At 72.4% G+C, this 16,895-nt stretch carries 10 protein-coding genes; 2 read left to right on the forward strand and 8 right to left on the reverse strand.

From position 1 onward, the window contains the following. Positions 1–45: 45 nt before the first annotated feature. Entirely contained in the window at positions 46–2,247 is a 2,202-nt protein-coding gene (locus tag N1F89_RS06820; protein ID WP_290082774.1) for a caspase family protein, read from the reverse strand. Between the two features lie 216 nt (positions 2,248–2,463). Here N1F89_RS06820 and N1F89_RS06825 point away from each other — a divergent pair, with 216 nt between their 5' ends. Then, positions 2,464–4,824, forward strand: a complete 2,361-nt coding sequence (locus N1F89_RS06825; protein WP_290082776.1) for a caspase family protein — start codon at positions 2,464–2,466, stop codon at positions 4,822–4,824. Positions 4,825–4,946: 122 nt separating this feature from the next. Here the strand turns inward: N1F89_RS06825 and polA are convergent, their stop codons facing one another. After that, positions 4,947–7,874 (reverse strand): DNA polymerase I, encoded by a 2,928-nt coding sequence (polA, locus tag N1F89_RS06830; RefSeq protein WP_290082778.1) that lies wholly within the window; start codon positions 7,872–7,874, stop codon positions 4,947–4,949. A 433-nt stretch (positions 7,875–8,307) separates the two neighbouring features. Here polA and N1F89_RS06835 point away from each other — a divergent pair, with 433 nt between their 5' ends. Next, positions 8,308–11,739 (forward strand): caspase family protein, encoded by a 3,432-nt coding sequence (locus N1F89_RS06835; protein WP_290082779.1) that lies wholly within the window; start codon positions 8,308–8,310, stop codon positions 11,737–11,739. 52 nt (positions 11,740–11,791) lie between these two features. Here the strand turns inward: N1F89_RS06835 and N1F89_RS06840 are convergent, their stop codons facing one another. The 6 genes from N1F89_RS06840 to N1F89_RS06865 all read right to left on the reverse strand — a co-directional run bounded on the left by N1F89_RS06840 (position 11,792) and on the right by N1F89_RS06865 (position 16,853). After that, positions 11,792–12,205, reverse strand: a complete 414-nt coding sequence (locus N1F89_RS06840; RefSeq protein ID WP_290082780.1) for a RidA family protein — start codon at positions 12,203–12,205, stop codon at positions 11,792–11,794. A 16-nt stretch (positions 12,206–12,221) separates the two neighbouring features. Beyond that, the gene (locus N1F89_RS06845; RefSeq protein WP_290082781.1) at positions 12,222–12,908 is read right to left on the reverse strand and encodes an ABC transporter ATP-binding protein; all 687 of its coding nucleotides are present in this window, start codon (positions 12,906–12,908) and stop codon (positions 12,222–12,224) included. Continuing rightward, entirely contained in the window at positions 12,905–13,654 is a 750-nt protein-coding gene (locus tag N1F89_RS06850) for an ABC transporter ATP-binding protein (RefSeq protein ID WP_290082783.1), read from the reverse strand. The genes N1F89_RS06845 and N1F89_RS06850 overlap by 4 nt, the downstream gene beginning before the upstream one ends. Beyond that, complete coding sequence (locus N1F89_RS06855; RefSeq protein ID WP_290082785.1) at positions 13,647–14,618, reverse strand: branched-chain amino acid ABC transporter permease; 972 nt, start codon at positions 14,616–14,618, stop codon at positions 13,647–13,649. The genes N1F89_RS06850 and N1F89_RS06855 overlap by 8 nt, the downstream gene beginning before the upstream one ends. Positions 14,619–14,628: 10 nt before the next feature. Then, positions 14,629–15,549: a branched-chain amino acid ABC transporter permease gene (locus N1F89_RS06860; protein WP_290082787.1), complete on the reverse strand. Its 921-nt coding sequence runs from the start codon at positions 15,547–15,549 to the stop codon at positions 14,629–14,631. Between the two features lie 167 nt (positions 15,550–15,716). After that, a complete protein-coding gene (locus tag N1F89_RS06865; protein WP_290082789.1) occupies positions 15,717–16,853 on the reverse strand; it encodes an ABC transporter substrate-binding protein in 1,137 nt (378 codons plus the stop codon). Positions 16,854–16,895 lie beyond the last annotated feature (42 nt).

A 16,895-nucleotide genomic window follows, 5' to 3' on the forward strand; every position in this document is an offset into this window, starting at 1 on the left:
CCTTGCGAAACGATTCCGCAAAAGGCCGCCGCGCGCAAGCCGCGCTCATTGCGCCGCCGGCACCGTCTCGACCGCGTAGACCATCACCGCGCCCTTCGGCCCGCTCTGGCCGCCGATGCGCATGCCGCCGCGCGTCGCCGGCGCGTCGCCGATGTCGCGCAAAAGCCCGGCGAAGCCCTGCGGGTGGTCGACCGCCCGCGTCGCCTGGCGCACGCCGACCTGCTCGAGGAACGACAGGTCCTCCACCGGCGTCAGCGGCTGAGCCTCGGTGAGCACCACGATCATGCGTTCCAGGCCGAAGCTCGTGTCGGTGAACTCGAGCAGCGGCAGCTCGATCTGCGAGCCGCCGTGCAGCCGCTCGGCATACATGTGGCCGATCGCAAAGTCGCTGCCGACATAGAGCACGTTGATGTCGACCGGCTGGCTGGAGCCGTTGCGCGCGCTGAGGTGCACCTGGTGGCCGGGATTGACCAGCGGCACGGCCGACAGCTCGAGCGGTTCGGTCGCGCCGTCGCGCCACAGGCTGAAGCCGACCGAGACCTGCTGCGGCCGGAAGTCCGACGCCGTGGCGAGCCGCGCCAGGCTGGTGGCACGGAAGATCTTGACCAGCGTCTCGCCGATCTCGTCGGTGATCTGCGCGGCGTCGGCGCCGACCAGCCCGATCGAGGGCGGCCGCCGGCCGGGCTCGAGCGCGATCTCCGCGCCCGGCGGCAGGAACCACAGGCGCGGCGTCTCGCCGAGGCTGGCGCGGCTCGCCTCCGCGCCCTGCCCGGCGGCACGCTCGAGGGCGAGCAGCGCCGCGTCGCGCTCGCTGAGCACGGCGAGGCGGATGTCGGCGTCCGCACCCGGCGCGACCAGCGCCATGCTGACCGGCACGCGTTCGTCGGCGACGATCGCCTCCAGCATCGCGACGACCTCGGCCGCCGCCTCGTCGAAGCCGAAGGTGGCGTCCGGCCGCGCCACGCGCAGCTTGAAGTCGACGGTCAGCTCGACCAGCCGGGCGTAGGCGTTCTGCGGCATCGCGTCGGGCGCGAGCGCGGCCAGCCCGTCATGCGCCACCGGGCGCACGCGCGCCGACAGGTTCTTGGCCGCCGTCACCTCGACATAGCCGACCGCCTCCTCCAGGCCGGCGACCGGCGAGGCGAGCACGGCGAGCCGCGTGCCCGGCGCCAGCCGGTGCAGCCGCCCCGCCGGCACGGTCATCGCCGCGCCGTCGACGGCAAGCCGCCACTGGCGCACCGCCTCGGCGCCCTCGGCGCCGAACACCGGCGTGTCGAGCGCGCCCTCGAACAGCGGCGTCGGCCGCGTCCGGTTGTCGCCGGCATAGGCCTGCAGCACCGCCTCGCCGAGCTGGCGGTAGGTGACGCCGGGGTTCTGCGCCAGGCGCGTGTAGAGCGTGTGGGTGAACAGGCCGAGCTTGCTGGCATCCGCCGCGCCGCGCGGCAGCAGCATCTCCGGCGTCGTCTCGACCGTCTGCGCGGCGAAGAAGGCGACCAGCCCGCCGCGCGCCGGCGCGGCGCCGGTCGCGTCGAGCTCGGCGCCGAGCGCGCTCTCGCGCGCGCCGTCGCCGCGCGTGGCGACCGCCTCGATCACCGGCATCTCGGCGCCGGGCGCCATCAGGTCCTCGAAGGCGACCTTGCGCTCGGTCACGTCCTCGTCGAGCAGCGCGGCCGCGCGCGTCGCCGTGCCGGAGTGGCAGGCGTCGATGACCAGCCACACGAAGGCGCCCTTGTCGCGGATGGCGTCGAGCGCGGCGCCGATGCGGTCGTCGGCGAGCGCCGCCGGCACGCCCTTGCTGCGGTCCTGCCACAGCCCGGTGTCGGCCGGCAGGAAGATCTCGTCGAGCCCGTCGGGCTCCGAGCCCGGCTCGAGCGCCGGCTGCTGCGCGCCGTGGCCGGAAAAGTGCATGTAGACGAAGTCGCCGGCCTGCGCGCGCGCGGCGATGTCGGCGAGCGCCTGCTCGATGGCGGCGAGCGTCGGCGAGCCGTCGCTGTCGATGCCGTCAGCCAGCACGGTGATGTCGTCCTCGGCGAAGTCGACCGGCGCGGCGTTGCGCAGGTAGTCGAGCACCAGCAGGGCGTCGTTGTTGGGGCCGACCAGCGAATACTTCGGCGGCAGGTTGGGGTAGTCGGTGACCGCCACCACCAGCGCGTGATTGGTGCGCGCCGCCGCCGGCGCTGCCGCCAGCAGCGCGCCGGCCAATGCCGCGGCGACCAGCGCCGCGCCGTGCCTGAACCATCTTGCCATGTCGACGAACCTCCCAAGCCCTGCCGCTGCCCCAACGGAACGCTGTTTCCTCGCACATTGGGGCAGCAATTGGGAAGCTGCTTCGTGCGGCGCGGCGGCGGTTGTTTTCGCCCCGGCGCGATTGGCGTAGGATGCCTGGGCCGGGAAAAGGCCATGCAAGGCGCCGCGAGCGCCGGGACGGGAGGAGCGACGATGCCGCGATGCGGCGCAGCGCCGATGCTGCTTGGTTTCGTGCTCGCGCTCGCCGCCATGCCGGCGGCGGCCGGCATCCTCATCGAGCCGGCGCCCGCCGGGCCGCCCGGCGCGGCCGACGGCGGCGCGCGGCAACAGACCGACGGCGAACCGCCGGCCGAGGCCGGCGGCGGGCACCCGCTTGTCGCGCTGATCGCCGATGCCGACGCGGTGCACGCCCTGCTCGCCAGACACGTGCCCGGCATGGTCGCGCCGCCGCTCGACCGTGCCGCACTGGTCGCCGATCCGCCGGCCTGCGCGGCCGGCGGCGCGCCGCCGCGCACCCGCGCCATCCTCGTCGGGGCGGTCGCGCCGCACCCGAGTCAGGCGCCGCTCGCCGGGCCGGAGAACGACGTCGGCCTGCTCGCCGCCTCGCTCGCCGCGCGCGGCGTGCGCGCGGCGGACGTGGCGGTGCTGACGGGCGCGGCGGCCACCGGCCAGCGCCTTGCCGCGGCGATGGCCGGCACGCTCGCCGAAACGCGCTGCGGCGACCAGGTGCTGCTTTATTTCGGCGGCTATGCCGGCCGCTACGAGGACATGGCCTGGGCGGTCCGGCAGGTCGTCGGCGGCGAGGAGGCCTACGCGCCGCTGAAGCGCCACATGGAGGAGCCGCCGGCCGGACCGAAGCTGGAGGCGCTGCGCGATCCCCATGGCGTGTGCGGCGGCGACGAGGACTGCATGGCCGAGGTGTCGGCCGACCTCGCGGCGCTCGACAGCTTCGCCCGCGCCCGGAGCGAGCGGCTCTACCTGCTCCTCAACAACGAGGACGAGTCCTTTCTCGACGTGGTGCCGGCGCGCATGATCAACGACTACGTGACGGCGGTGCGCAACCGCGCGGCCGACATCGCCGTCATCCTCGATACCAGCTACGCGTCGCTGGCCGACGTGGCCGGCCATCAGCGGCGCGTCGACGTCGACCGCTTCTGGCGGCGCGACACCGGCCCGCCGCCGGACCAGCCGGACGGGGGAACCGGCGAGGCCGCCCTCACGCTGCTGCCCGACCACGGCGACTTCGCGGCGCTCTATTCGAGCATCGGCGACAGCAACTCGACCGAGATCGAGTACGACCGCGGCGACGGCGGCAAGAAGACCTTCGGCGTCTTCACCTTCCGCCTCGCCGCCGCGATCCAGAACCGCGACGGGCTGACCGTGCGCGCTCTCGCCGAGAGCCTGCAGGCGGAGCCCGACGCGGAGCCCGACCTGGCCGGCGGCACGCAGCGCTACCGCGCCGAGGCGTCGGATCCCGACCTGGTGCTCCTGTCGGGGACGGCCAGCCTGCCGCAGCGCAACCCGATCGTCGTCACCCGGCCGGCGCCCAAGCGCGGCGCCGCGGCCGTCGAGCGGCCGGAGATCGCCATCGAAGGCTTCGTCGACGGCGCCTCGCCAGTCGGCGCGGTGGTCATCGACGGCGCCGTCGCCACGCTCGACCGGGCCGGCCGCTTCGCCCACACCGCCCGCCTCAAGACCGGGCTCAACACCATCGGCATCGTCGCGCTGATGACCGACGGGCGCATCCACGAGCGCCGGCTCGACATCCTCTACGAGGGCGACAAGACCGCGCTCGAGGGCGAGGGTCGGCGCTATGCCGTCGTCATCGCCAACCAGAACTACGCGCCGCAGACGGGCTTCGAGAGCCTGACCACGCCGTTTGCCGACGCCGATGCGCTGACCGAGGTGCTGGCCGCGCGCTACGGGTTCCTGACCGAGCTGACCGACCCCGGCGGCCGCCGCGTGCCGCTGGTCCTGAAGGACGCGTCCGCGCGCGACATCCAGGCGACGCTGCACCATGTCGGGCTGGCGGTCGGCGAGAAGGACACCGTGCTGATCTACTATGCCGGCCATGGCGAGTATGAGCAGTCGACGACCAACGCCTACTGGATCCCCGCCGACGCGCAGCACCGCGTGCCGTTCACCTATCTGAGCGCGGCCGCCATCTCCGACGCCGTCAGCCGCATGCAGGCGGGCAACGTCGTGCTGATCTCCGATTCCTGCTTTTCCGGCGCCATGATGCGCGGCGGCGCCGGCGGCGAGACCGTCGAGGCGGGGGAGGAGCGCATGCGCGCGCTGCTCAAGATGGCCGAGCGGCGCTCGCGCATCCTGATCTCGTCGGGCGGCAACGAGCCGGTCGACGATCTGGGCGGCGACGGCCACTCGGTGTTCGCCCGGGCGCTGCTCACGGGCCTGCGCGAGATGGAGGCGGATGCCTTCTCCGCGCGCGAGCTGTTCGACCGCTACATCCTCCAGGCGGTGGCCGCCAACGCCGACCAGGAGCCGCAGTACCGGCCGATCCACAAGGTCGGCCACGAAGGCGGCGACGTGGTGTTCGTGCGGCGCGACGGCGGCTGAGCGGGCGCCGCCCGGCGTCTCGGCGCCGCTCTGCTCTTCATGGAATCGCAGATCGGCTCTAACTTGTTGTTCTAACGTTCTTTCCGGACGGCGAACCGGTCTTCACGTCGCCTGGAAACGCTTCAGTGCGCCTCGTCCCAGTTGGCTGCCGCGCGCGCGTCGACCTGCAGCGGCACCTTGAGCGTCAGCACCGGCATGGTGGCGTTCTCCATCACCGCGCGGATCACCGGGATCGCCGCCTCGACCGTCTCTTCCGGCGCCTCGAAGACCAGCTCGTCGTGCACCTGCAGGAGCATGCCGACCGCGCCGAGGCCGGCCTCGGCGAGCGCTGCGTCCATGCGCACCATGGCGCGGCGGATGATGTCGGCGGCCGAGCCCTGGATCGGCGCGTTGATCGCCGCGCGCTCGTTGAAGGCGCGCACCTGCGGGTTGGCCGAGCGGATCTCGGGATAGTGCGCCCGGCGCCCGAAGATCGTCTCGACATAGCCCGTCTCGCGCGCCCGGGCCTTGGTCGCCTCCATGTAGTCGCGGATGCCGGGGAAGCGCTCGAAATAGCGCTTGATGTAGGCGCCGGCCTCCTCGCGCGGGATGGCGAGCTGGTTGGCCAGGCCGAAGGCCGAGATGCCGTAGATGATGCCGAAATTGATCGCCTTGGCGCGCCGGCGCACCTCCGGCGGCATGCCCTCGACCGGCACGCCGAACATCTCCGAGGCGGTCATGGCGTGGATGTCGATGCCCTCGGCGAAGGCCTGGGTGAGCTGCGGGATGTCGGCGACATGGGCCAGCACGCGCAGCTCGATCTGGCTGTAGTCGGCCGAGATCAGCCGGCGCCCCTCTTCGGCGACGAAGGCGGTGCGGATCTTGCGCCCCTCCGGCGTGCGGATCGGGATGTTCTGCAGGTTAGGCTCCGACGACGACAGCCGCCCGGTCGTCGTCGAGGCGAGCGAGTAGGAGGTGTGCACGCGCCCGGTCTCGGGGTTGATGTAGCCCGGCAGCGCGTCGGTGTAGGTCGACTTCAGCTTGGTCACCTGGCGCCAGTCGACGATCTTGCGGGCCAGCGCGTGGCCGGCCGCCGCCAGCTCCTCGAGCACCTGGGCGGAGGTCGACCACTGGCCGGACTTGGTCTTGCTGCCGCCCGGCAGCCCCATCTTGCCGAACAGGATCTCGCCGAGCTGCTTGGGCGAGCCGATGGTGAAGCGCTCGCCGGCCAGCGTGTAGATCTCCTCCTCGATCGCCGCCGCCGTCTGCGCGAAATCGCCGGAAAACCGCGACAGGATCTGCCGGTCGACGGCGATGCCGCGCTGCTCCATGCGGCCGATGGTGGCGATCATCGGCCGCTCCAGCCGCTCGTAGACCGACACCAGCCCGGCCGCCACGAGGCGCGGCTTGAGCACCTGCCACAGCCTGAGCGTCACGTCGGCGTCCTCCGCCGCATAGGCGGTGGCGCGCTCGAGGTCGACCATGTCGAAGGTCACCTGGCTGCGGCCGGAACCGCACACGTCCTTGTAGGGGATCGGCACGTGGCCGAGCCAGCGCTCCGACAGCGCGTCCATGCCGTGCCCGCCGCTGCCGGCCTCCAGCACGTAGGAGATCAGCATCGTGTCGTCGAGCGGCGCCACCTCGATGCCGAGCCGGGCGAGCAGCAGCCAGTCGTACTTGACGTTCTGGCCGACCTTGAGCACGGCGCGGTCGGCCAGCAGCGGCGCCAGCACGGCGAGCGCCTCGCCGGTCGGGATCTGGCCGTCGACGAGGCCGCCGCCGAGCAGGTCGTCGGCGCCGCTCTTGTGCGTCAGCGGCACATAGGCCGCACGGCCGGGCGCCACGGCGAGCGAGATGCCGCACAGCTCCGCCTGCATCGGGTCGAGCGAGGTGGTCTCGGTGTCGAAGGCGACGACGCCGGCCTCGCGCGCCTCCGCCACCCACGCCTCGAGCTCGGCCCGCGTGCGGATGCAGCGATAGGCGGTGCGGTCGACCGCCGATGCCGGGGCCGCGTCGGCCAGCGCCTTGGCGAGCGCGGCCGGCGTGTCGGGCGCCGGCTCGCCGGCCGCCGCTGTCCCGGTCTCGCCGGCCGGTGCGGCGCGCGCGGCCGGCATGTCCGGCCCGTGCGCGGCCTCGCCCGGCGCCACCGCGACATGCGCCGGCTCGATCTCGGCCGCCTCCGTCGCCGTCGCCTCGGCGACCCGGCGGGTCAGCGTGGAAAACTCCATCGCCTTCAGGAAGGCGACCAGCTTCGGCCCGTCCGGCGGGTTGAGGCCGAGCGCGTCGAGCGGCTCCGTCACCGCAACGTCGGTGCGCAGCCGCACCAGCTCGCGCGACAGCCGCGCGGCGTCGGCATGCGCGATGAGGTTCTCGCGCCGCTTGTTCTGCTTGATCTCGGCGGCCCGCTCCAGGAGCGTGTCGAGGTCGCCGTACTCGGCCAGAAGCTGCGCCGCCGTCTTCGGCCCGATGCCCGGCACGCCGGGGACGTTGTCGATCGAATCGCCGGTCAGCGCCTGCAGGTCGATCATCTTGTCGGGCGCCACGCCCCACTTCTCGATCACCTCGGGCACGCCGATCTCGCGGTCCTTCATCGGGTCGTAGAGCGACACCGCCGGCCCGACGAGCTGCATCAGGTCCTTGTCGGAGGAGATGATGGTGGCGTCGCCGCCCGCCTCGGTCGCCAGCCGCGCATAGGTCGCGATCAGGTCGTCCGCCTCGAAGCCCTCCATCTCGATGCACGGCAGGTCGAAGGCGCGCGTCGCCTCGCGGATCAGCGCGAACTGCGGCACCAGGTCTTCCGGCGGCTCCGAGCGGTTGGCCTTGTAGTCGGCATAGAGCGCGTTGCGGAAGGTCTCGGCCGAATGGTCGAAGATCACCGCGAAATGCGTCGGCGTCACGCCGACGGCGGTGTCGCGCGCGTCGCGCAAAAGCTTCCAGATCATGTTGCAGAAGCCGAGCACCGCACCGACCGGCAGGCCGTCGGACTTGCGGTTGAGCGGCGGCAGCGCATGGTAGGCGCGGAAGATGTAGCCGGAGCCGTCGACGAGGAACAGGTGATCGCCTTTTTTCATGGCTAGCACCGGTAGCCGCTGGCCTCGCTCCTGTCCACGGCAAAGCCCGGCTGCCGGGCCGATCGGCCGGCGCCGCGCGGCGTTCACGGCTTTGTTACGAACTTGTAATGTGGCAGCCCTTGAATCGCCATTTTCCGAGACACAAATCGCAGTCATCGGCAAGTTTTAATTGCCGAGTCCGGAAAAAGGCCCGTCCCCCGCCTGAACCGGACAATAGCGGCAGCCTCATCCCCCCTCTCCGGGCTGCCGCACCTTTTGAGTAAGGCCGCCGTGGTTCCCCCTCCACCACGGCGGCACTTTTTTGTGCGCTACGCTGCTGTCCGGCGATCCGCCGGCCTGGCCCGGCCGCCGGCGCTTGACCCGGCGGCATGCCGCCGCGCACACTCGCGCCGTGGCGACCGGGATCGATGGCGGGAGGCGACGGATGGGGCGAATGGCAGACGGCCTGCGGGCCGTGCGGCGGCACTGCGTGGCGGCGGGCGTGTGGCTCGCTACGGTGGCGACGGCGACAGCGGCCGAGTGCACCGCCGAATTCGAGCGGCTCGAGCGCTTCGCGGCCGGCGTCAGCGTCGCCTTCGAGGCGGCCGACACGGTCGTCGCCGGCGAGCCGCTGACGGTTCGCTGGCAAAGCGCGGTAGGCCTCTACGAGGGCGACGCGCGCGTCTATCTCGTGCTCGTCAGCATCGATGCGGTGCGCTTCGGCGGCAACGGATTCGTGCCGTTTCCCGGCGGCACGCCGGGTCCCGCCGGCATCGGTTTCGCCGAGGAGTGGATGCGGGCGGTCACGCCGCTGCACGTCGCCGGCAATCCGAGCGCCGGGCGCTATGCCGTGAAGCCGTATCGCGAGGGCCGCTTCGGGCTGTCCTGGGCCGTTGTCGCCAGCACGGCGTGCGGCGAGCGCCAGCTCACCGAGGTCGGCACCCACCGCGTGAGCGTCGAGGCGCGCCGCGCCCAGGTCGTCGTGCAGGACCTCTACGACCCGAGCCGGCCGCAGGCGGCGATCGCCTCGCGCGACGGCCGCCACCGGCTGCTCGTCTTCGACGGCCACTACCAGGTGTTCGACACCGCCACCGGCGCCAAGATCCTCGACCGGGCCGGCCACTGCCCCGACTTCTCGCCCTCCGGCCGCTTCGTCGCGGCGCTGTCGGGGGCGGTCGAGGGCGCGTGCCGCTTCTTCACCGCCGGCTCCAGCATGCCGAAATTCGAGGTGGTCGACCTTCTGTCGGGCGGCGTCGTCGCGCGGCCCGATCCGCCGGCGCTGTGGGCCTATGGCGACGCCTTCCTGGTGGTGCCGGCCAAATGGTGGAAGATGCTGCAGCCGCCCGGCCACGTGATCAGCCTGCTGGTCGATCCCGACCCGGGCAGCGAGGCGCGGCCGCGGCTCGAGTTCCTCGAGGGCGGCGGCCAGCGCTTCGCGCTCGCCGACGGCATGGTGGTCTCCTTCGACGCCGACGGCAGCCCCGGTCTCGACGCCTTCAACCTGGTCACCGAGCGCTATCTGGTCGGTGATGCCGGCGGCGAGCGCAGCTTCGCAGAAGACCATGTGGAGGCGACCCGCAGCGCGCTCGCGCGGGCGGGCCGCGGCCGCGGCGCCGGCCCTGCCGGCCTCGCCGACGATCCGCAGGTCGCCGCCTCGCACCTGCGCTACATCGACGACCTCGCCGAGGCGTTCGACAACATCGAGGAGCCCGAGCGCATCGCCGCGCGCTCGCCCGATCATCCCGCGGCGGACGTGGCGAGCGTGCGCGGCGCCCTGTTCGACGGGGCGGACGCCGGCGCGCTGATGGCGGCGGGCGCCGCGCGCGGCGCCGTCGGGCTCGCGCCGCAGGCGACCGGCCGCACGGCCGAGGGCCTCGCCGGCACGCTGCTCGGCCTGCGCTTCGCGCCGCCCGACCCGGCCCGCGTGTTCGGCGGCAATCTCAACGCGCGCATGTTCGAGGTCGACGCCATGGCGCTGACCGACGACGAGAAGGCGGCGCTCTATTTCGGCGAGCTCGAGGCCTTTCGCGCCGCGGCGATGTCGGCGGTCGCAGCCGACGTGCCGCGCGCGCAGGCGATCTTCGACCAGGCGCTCGGCTGCTGGCCGAGCGGCGACCGGCTGGCGAACAACCTGACCGGCGCCTGGCGCTTCGCCGATACGGGCGGCCGCACGGTGTGGCTCACCCATGCCGCCTGCCAGGGCATCGGCACCGTCGGCAATCTGGCGATCAGCCAGTTCGACCTGTTCGTCGCCGACGGGCTGGAGAAGCGCCACTACAACCTGCTGTTCGACCGGCGCTTCTACGAGGCCGCGCAACTGCCGGACGACCCGCCCAACCTCTACCGCGACGGCGCCAAGAAGGAAGCGGCCTATGGCGCGCTGCGCGCGGCCGGCGGCGACGGGCTCGCCAAGCTCGACCAGTCGGTCCACCAGCGCGCCGAGAACACCGACGTCGCGCCGGTCTTTGCCGCCGGTCGCTTCATCCTGCTTCCCGTCGGCGAGGAGCTCTACATCATCGACCACCGCGCGCTGACCCTGCGCGGCCCGGTGCCGCTGACCACGCACAGCCACCGCTCGCGCTTCCTCGCCACCGAGGACGGCCGCCACTTCCTGCAGGTCGGCGCCGACGGCAGCCTGGCGATCCACCGGCTCGCCACCGGCGAGGCGGTGCTGCGCGGCCGCTACGTCGACGACGAGATGGTGATCTTCGACGAGGCCGGCCACTACGTGGCGACGCCGGAAGGCGCCCAGTTCGCCCATCTGCGCTTCGCCGGCCGGCCGGAGCTCTACAGCCTGGCGCAGATGGGCGACCGGCTGAACCGGCCCGACCTCTTGCGCGCCGTGCTCGACGGCGCACCGGTCGCCGCGGAGCCGGCGGCCGCCCCGCCGCGCCTGGCGGTGGCGCGCGATGCGGCGGCCGAAGGCGCCGGGCTCGCCGTCGAGGCCGCCTCGCCGACCGGGCTTGCCGAGCTGCGCGTCTATCGCGACGGCGCGCTCGCCGCCCGGCGGCCGCTCGAGGGGGCGAGCTTCTCCGGCGCCGTCGACGCCGAGGCGGCGGCCGGCGCCCGCTGGCTCACCCTGGTCGCCGTCGACGCGGCGGGGGCGCAGAGCCGGCCGCGCTCGGTGCCGCTCGCCCCGCAGGGCGACCGCGGCCGCCTGTTCGCCGTCGCCGTCGGCACCGACCGCTACGACAGCGCCGCGCTGGCGCCGCTGCGCTATGCCGCGGCCGACGCGCAACGCTTCGCCGATGCGCTGCGGACGCTCGACGACGGGCTCTACGCGGGGGTCGAGCTGGTCGGCCCGTTCATCGACGCGCGCGGCCTCGACGCGGCCTTCGCCGCCGCCTTCCAGCGGCTGTCGCAGGTGGTGACGCCGCGCGACACGGTGATGTTCTTCGTCGCCGGGCACGGCGTGCGCGACGCGGCGGGCCGCTTCTTCCTGGCCACCCGCGACACCGCGCTCGACGCGCTCGACGGCACGGCGCTCGCCTGGGACGGGCTCGCCGGGCGGCTCGCCACGCTCGACGGCCGCATCTTCGTGTTCCTCGACGCCTGCCATTCCGGCAGCGTCGGCGACGCGACCAACGACGGCGCGGTCGCCGCGCTGGTCGGCGACGGCGCGCTGTCGGTCACGGTGCTGGCCGCATCCAAGGGGCGGCAGTTCTCGCTGGAGAGCCCGGCCGCCGACGGCGGCTACTTCACCGTGGCGCTGGCCGAGGCGATCGCCCGGCGCGGCGAACCCGGCGTCGATCTCGACGGCTCCGGCACGCTCGACCTCGACGAGCTCTACTTCTACCTGAAGAAGCGGGTGATGGCGCAGACCGACGGCCGCCAGACGCCGTGGATCGCGCGCAGCCGCGTCGTCGGCAAGGCGCCGCTGTTCTGACCCACGATGCCGCCGCCGCCGGGTTGTCCCGCCCGGCGGCGGAGCCGTGCCGTCAGGCGGGCAGGACCGCGGTCGCCTCGATCTCCACCTTCGCCTCGTCCTCGATCAGCGCGACCACCTGGACCACGCTCATCGCCGGGAAGTGCTTGCCCATCACCGCGCGGTAGGCCGGCCCGAGCTCCGGCAGGCGCTTGAGATACTCGCGCTTGTCGGTGATGAACCAGGTCAGCCGCACGATGTGCTCGGGCCGGCCGCCGGCCTCGGCGAGGATGTCGGCGATGTTCTGCAGCGCCTGGCGCGTCTGGCCGATGAAGTCGTCGGTCTCGAACACCTGGTTGCCGTTCCAGCCGATCTGGCCGCCGAGGAAGACCGTGCGGCCCTCGGCGGCGATGCCGTTGGCATAGCCGCGCGCGGGCTTCCAGCCGTCCGGCTGCAGGAACTGGTGGGCGGTGGTGCTGGCGGTCATGTCATTCTCCGGCCTGTCAAACTCCGAGGTGGCGGTCCTGCAGCGCGGCGTCGAGCGCGCCGGGGGCGCCGGTCCACACCGTGCTCCCCTTCTCCAGGATCGTGCAGCGGTCGGCGAGCCTGAGAAGCTCGCTCAGGGTCTTGTCGACGATCAGGATCGACAGCCCCTCCTGCTTCAGCGTGCGGATCGAGGCCCAGATGTCCTGCCGGATGACCGGCGCCAGGCCCTCGGTCGCCTCGTCGAGAACGAGCAGCCGCGGGTTGGTCATCAGCGCGCGGCCGATCGCCAGCATCTGCTGCTCGCCGCCCGACAGCGTATTGGCCGACTGGCCGCGCCGCTCGGCGAGCCGCGGAAACAGCGTGCGCACCGCCTCCAGCGTCCAGCGGCCGGGCCTGGCGGCGGCGGCCAGGTTCTCGTCCACCGTCAGGTTGGGGAAGCAGCGCCGCCCCTCCGGCACCAGGCCGATGCCCATGCGCGCGACGCGGTGCGGCCGCCGGCCGGCGATCTCCTGGCCGGCGAAGCGCACCCGCCCGGCGCGCGGCGGCGTCAGGTTGAGGATCGAGCGGATGGTCGTCGTCTTGCCCATGCCGTTGCGGCCCATCAGCGCCACAACCTCGCCTTCGGCGACCGCCAGCTCGACGCCGAACAGCGCCTGGCTGGCGCCGTAGAAGGTCTCCAGACCGTCGACTTCGAGCAGCATCACGCCGGCTCCCCGAGATAGGCCTCGCGCACGGCGGGGTCGTTGCGGATCGCCTCGACGCTGCCGGTCGCGATGATGCGGCCGTAGACCAGCACCGAGATGCGGTCGGCGAGCGCGAAGACGGCGTCCATGTCGTGCTCGACGAGCAGGATCGGCGCTTCCGCGCGCAGCCCGTCGAGGAAGCCGGTCAGCGCCTTGGAGCCTTCCGGCCCCATGCCGGCCATCGGCTCGTCGAGCAGGAAGGCGCGCGAGCCGAGCGCCAGCGCGATGGCGATCTCGAGCTGGCGGCGCTCGCCGTGCGACAGTTCGGCCGCCGGCACCCGCGCCCGTCCGGCGAGGCCGACGCGCTCCAGCGCCGCCATCGCCGGCTCGGTCAGCGCCGCGTCGCGCATCACCGGGCGCCAGAAGCGGAAGCTCGAGCCCTGTCGCGCCTGCACCGCCAGCATGACGTTGCGCAGCGCCGAGAACTCCGGCGCCAGCGACGACACCTGGAAGGTGCGGCCGAGGCCGAGCCGCGCCCGCTCGGCGACGCCGAGATGGCCGATGTCGCGGCCGAGGAAGCGGATGGAGCCGGCGTCCGGCTTCAGCGTGCCGGCGATCTGGTGGATCAGCGTCGACTTGCCGGCCCCGTTCGGCCCGATCAGCGCGTGGATCTCGCCGTCCTCGAGCGTCAGGCTGACGCCGTCGGTCGCCTTGAGCGCGCCGAAGCGCTTTTCCAGGCCGTCGAGCGCGAGCACCTGTTCAGCCATGGCGCGGCCTCCCGGCAAGCAGGCCGATCAGCCCGCCGCGCGCGAACAGCACGACGGCGAGCAGGATGAGGCCGAGGAACAGCTGCCAGTGCTCGGTCATGCCGCCGAGCACGAACTCGAACAGCACGTAGAGCATGGCGCCCGCCACCGCGCCGGCGAGCCGGCCGACGCCGCCCAGGATGATCAGCACGATCAGCTCGCCCGACATGTGCCAGGACAGCATCGAGGGGCTGACGAAGCGGTTGAGGTCGGCGAACAGCGCGCCGGCCACCGCCGTCACCATGCCCGAGGCGACGAAGGCGACGAGCCGGATGCGGAACGGCGCGATGCCGACGGCGGCCAGCCGCACCGGGTTCTGCCGGCCCGCCTGCAGGGCGGCGCCGAAGCGCGAGTCGCGCAGCCGCCAGAACAGCGCCAGCGCGGCCAGGAGCAGCGCGTAGCAGATCAGGAAGAAGCTCATCGGCTTGAGCGTGTTGACGCCGGGAAAGGCGTTGCGCACGTAGATCGACAGCCCGTCCTCGCCGCCATAGGCGGGCCACGAGATGGCGAAGTAGTAGATCATCTGCGCGAAGGCGAGCGTGATCATGATGAAGTAGACGCCGGAGGTGCGCAGGCTGATCAGCCCGATGGCGAGCGCCACCAGGCCGGCCACCGCGGCGCCGACGATCCACATCACGATCATCTGGTTGGTGCCCGGCAGGCCGAGCAGCAGTGGCTCGTTGTTGAAGGCGTGCGTGGCCAGGATGCCGGCGGCATAGCCGCCGATGCCGAAGAAGGCGGCGTGGCCGAAGGAGACGAGCCCGCCGAGGCCGAGCGCGATGTTGAGCCCGGTCGCCGCCAGCGCCAGGATCGCCATGCGCGTGGCCAGCGTGATGTAGAACGGCTCGTCGAGCGCCTGTGCGGCGAAGGGCAGGGCGAGGAGCAGCGCCAGGAAGGCGAGGCTGACGGCGGTTTCGCGGCTCATGCGGCGGTCCTCACGCATGCGCCGAGAACAGGCCCTGCGGCCTGACGGCGAGGATCAGCGCCATGACGACGTAGATCAGCATCGAGGCGAGCGCCGCGCCGACGCCGGCCGCCGCCGACGGCTCCATCACCAGGCCGAAGGCGGCCGGCAGCAGGAAGCGGCCGAGCGTGTCGGTGACGCCGACCAGGATCGAGCCGACCAGCGCGCCCTTGATCGAGCCGATGCCGCCGATGACGATGACCACGAAGGCGAGGATGAGCACCGGCTCGCCCATGCCGACCTGCACCGACTGCAGCGCGCCGACCATGGCGCCGGCGAGCCCGGCGAGCGCCGCGCCGAGCGCGAAGACCAGTGTGTAGAGCGTGCGGATGTCGACGCCGAGCGCGCCGATCATCTCGCGGTCGGATTCGCCGGCGCGGATGCGCATGCCGAGCCGCGTGCGGCCGATCAGCAGGTAGAGGCCGACGGCGACGAGGATGCCGACGCCGATCACCGCCAGCCGGTAGACCGGATACTGCGCGCCGCCCGGCAGGTGCACGGCGCCCGACAGCAGGGCGGGAATGTCGAGATAGAGCGGGAACGAGCCGAACACCCAGCGCGTGCCTTCCGAGAAGATCAGGATCAGCGCGAAGGTGGCGAGCACCTGGTCGAGATGGTCGCGGTCGTAGAGCCGCCGGATGACGAGGATCTCGATGACCGCGCCGGCCGCCGCCGCCGCCGCCAGGCTGGCCGCGAGCCCGAGCCAGAACGAGCCGGTCGCCGCCGCGACCGAGGCGCAGGCGAAGGCGCCGACCATGAACAGCGAGCCGTGCGCCAGGTTGATGAGCCCCATGACGCCGAAGATCAGCGTCAGGCCGGCGGCCATCAGGAACAGCATGACGCCGAACTGCAGGCCGTTGAGAAGCTGCTCTATGAAGAGGGCAAGGGACAAGGGCGGTTCCGGTTCTCAGGGTGTCGGGCGGTGCCTTGGCCGGGCTGGCGGCATGCAGGGCATCGGGCGGGCGCGGCCGGCGCGCCGCGGCGCGCGGGGCGCCGCGGCACGGCTGGCGTGCGGCGCCGCCCGCCCGCAAGGCAGGCGGCGCCGTCGGACCGCGTGGCCTACATGTTGCACTCGGAGGCGTAGGCGTCCTCGTGGTCGGTGAAGGCGGTGCCGACGATGCTGTTGGTCAGCGTGCCGTCGACCTTCACCACCTCGCGGACGTAGAAGTCCTGGATCGGGTGGTTGTTGGTGTTGAACCGGAAGTTGCCGCGCACCGACTCGAAGTCGGCTTCCTTCAGCGCGGCGCGGAATGCCTCCTTGTCCTCGACGCTCGCCTTCCCGGCGGCCGACAGGATCAGGTTCGCCGTGTCGTAGGCCTGCGCGGCGTAGACCGAGGGCAGCCGGTCATAGGCCTCCTGGAAGGCCGCGACGAAGGCCTTGTTGGCCTCGTTGTCGAGATCGGGCGCCCAGGAGGCGGTGTTCTTGACGCCGAGCGCGGCGTCGCCGATCGCCGGCAGCACGTCCTGGCTGAACGAGAAGGCGGGGCCGAGCAGCGGCAGGTCGACGCCGGACTGGGCGTACTGCTTGGTGAAGGCGATGCCCATGCCGCCGGGCAGGAAGATGAACACCGAATCCGCCCCCGAGGCACGGATCTGGGCGATCTCGGCGGCGTAGTCGGTCTGGCCGAGCTTGGTGTAGACCTCGCCGGCGAGGTCGCCCTCGTAGAAGCGCTTGAAGCCGGTCAGCGAATCCTGGCCGGCCGGGTAGTTGGGCGCCATGATGAAGGTCTTCTTGAACTCCTCGTTGGCGGCCTTGCCCATCGCCTCGTGGAAATTGTCGTTCTGGTAGGCGACGTTGAAGTAGTTCGGGCTGCAGCCGGCACCGGCCAGCGCCGACGGGCCGGCATTGACCGACAGGTAGATGATGTCCTGCGCCGTCACCGACGGCACGACGGCCATCGCCAGGTTCGACCAGATGATGCCGGTCATCAGGTCGACCTTGTCGCTCTGCACCATCTTGTCGGCGATCTGCACGGCAAGCTCCGGCTTGCGCGCGTCGTCCTCGATCACCACCTCGATCTCGTCGTTGCCGGCCTGCTCGATGGCCAGCATGAAGCCGTCGCGCGCGTCGATGCCGAGCCCGGCGCCGCCGCCCGACAGCGTGGTGATCATGCCGATCTTGACCGGCTCTGCGACGGCCGTGCCGGCGAATGCCACGGACAGGCCGAGCAGGCCTGCCGAAAGGATCGTCTTCATCGCGTTCTCTCCCTCTTTCCGGTTCCGTTTTTTGCGCGGCCG

It is taken from the genome of Aquibium sp. A9E412 (assembly GCF_030398335.1).
Taxonomy (GTDB): domain Bacteria; phylum Pseudomonadota; class Alphaproteobacteria; order Rhizobiales; family Rhizobiaceae; genus A9E412.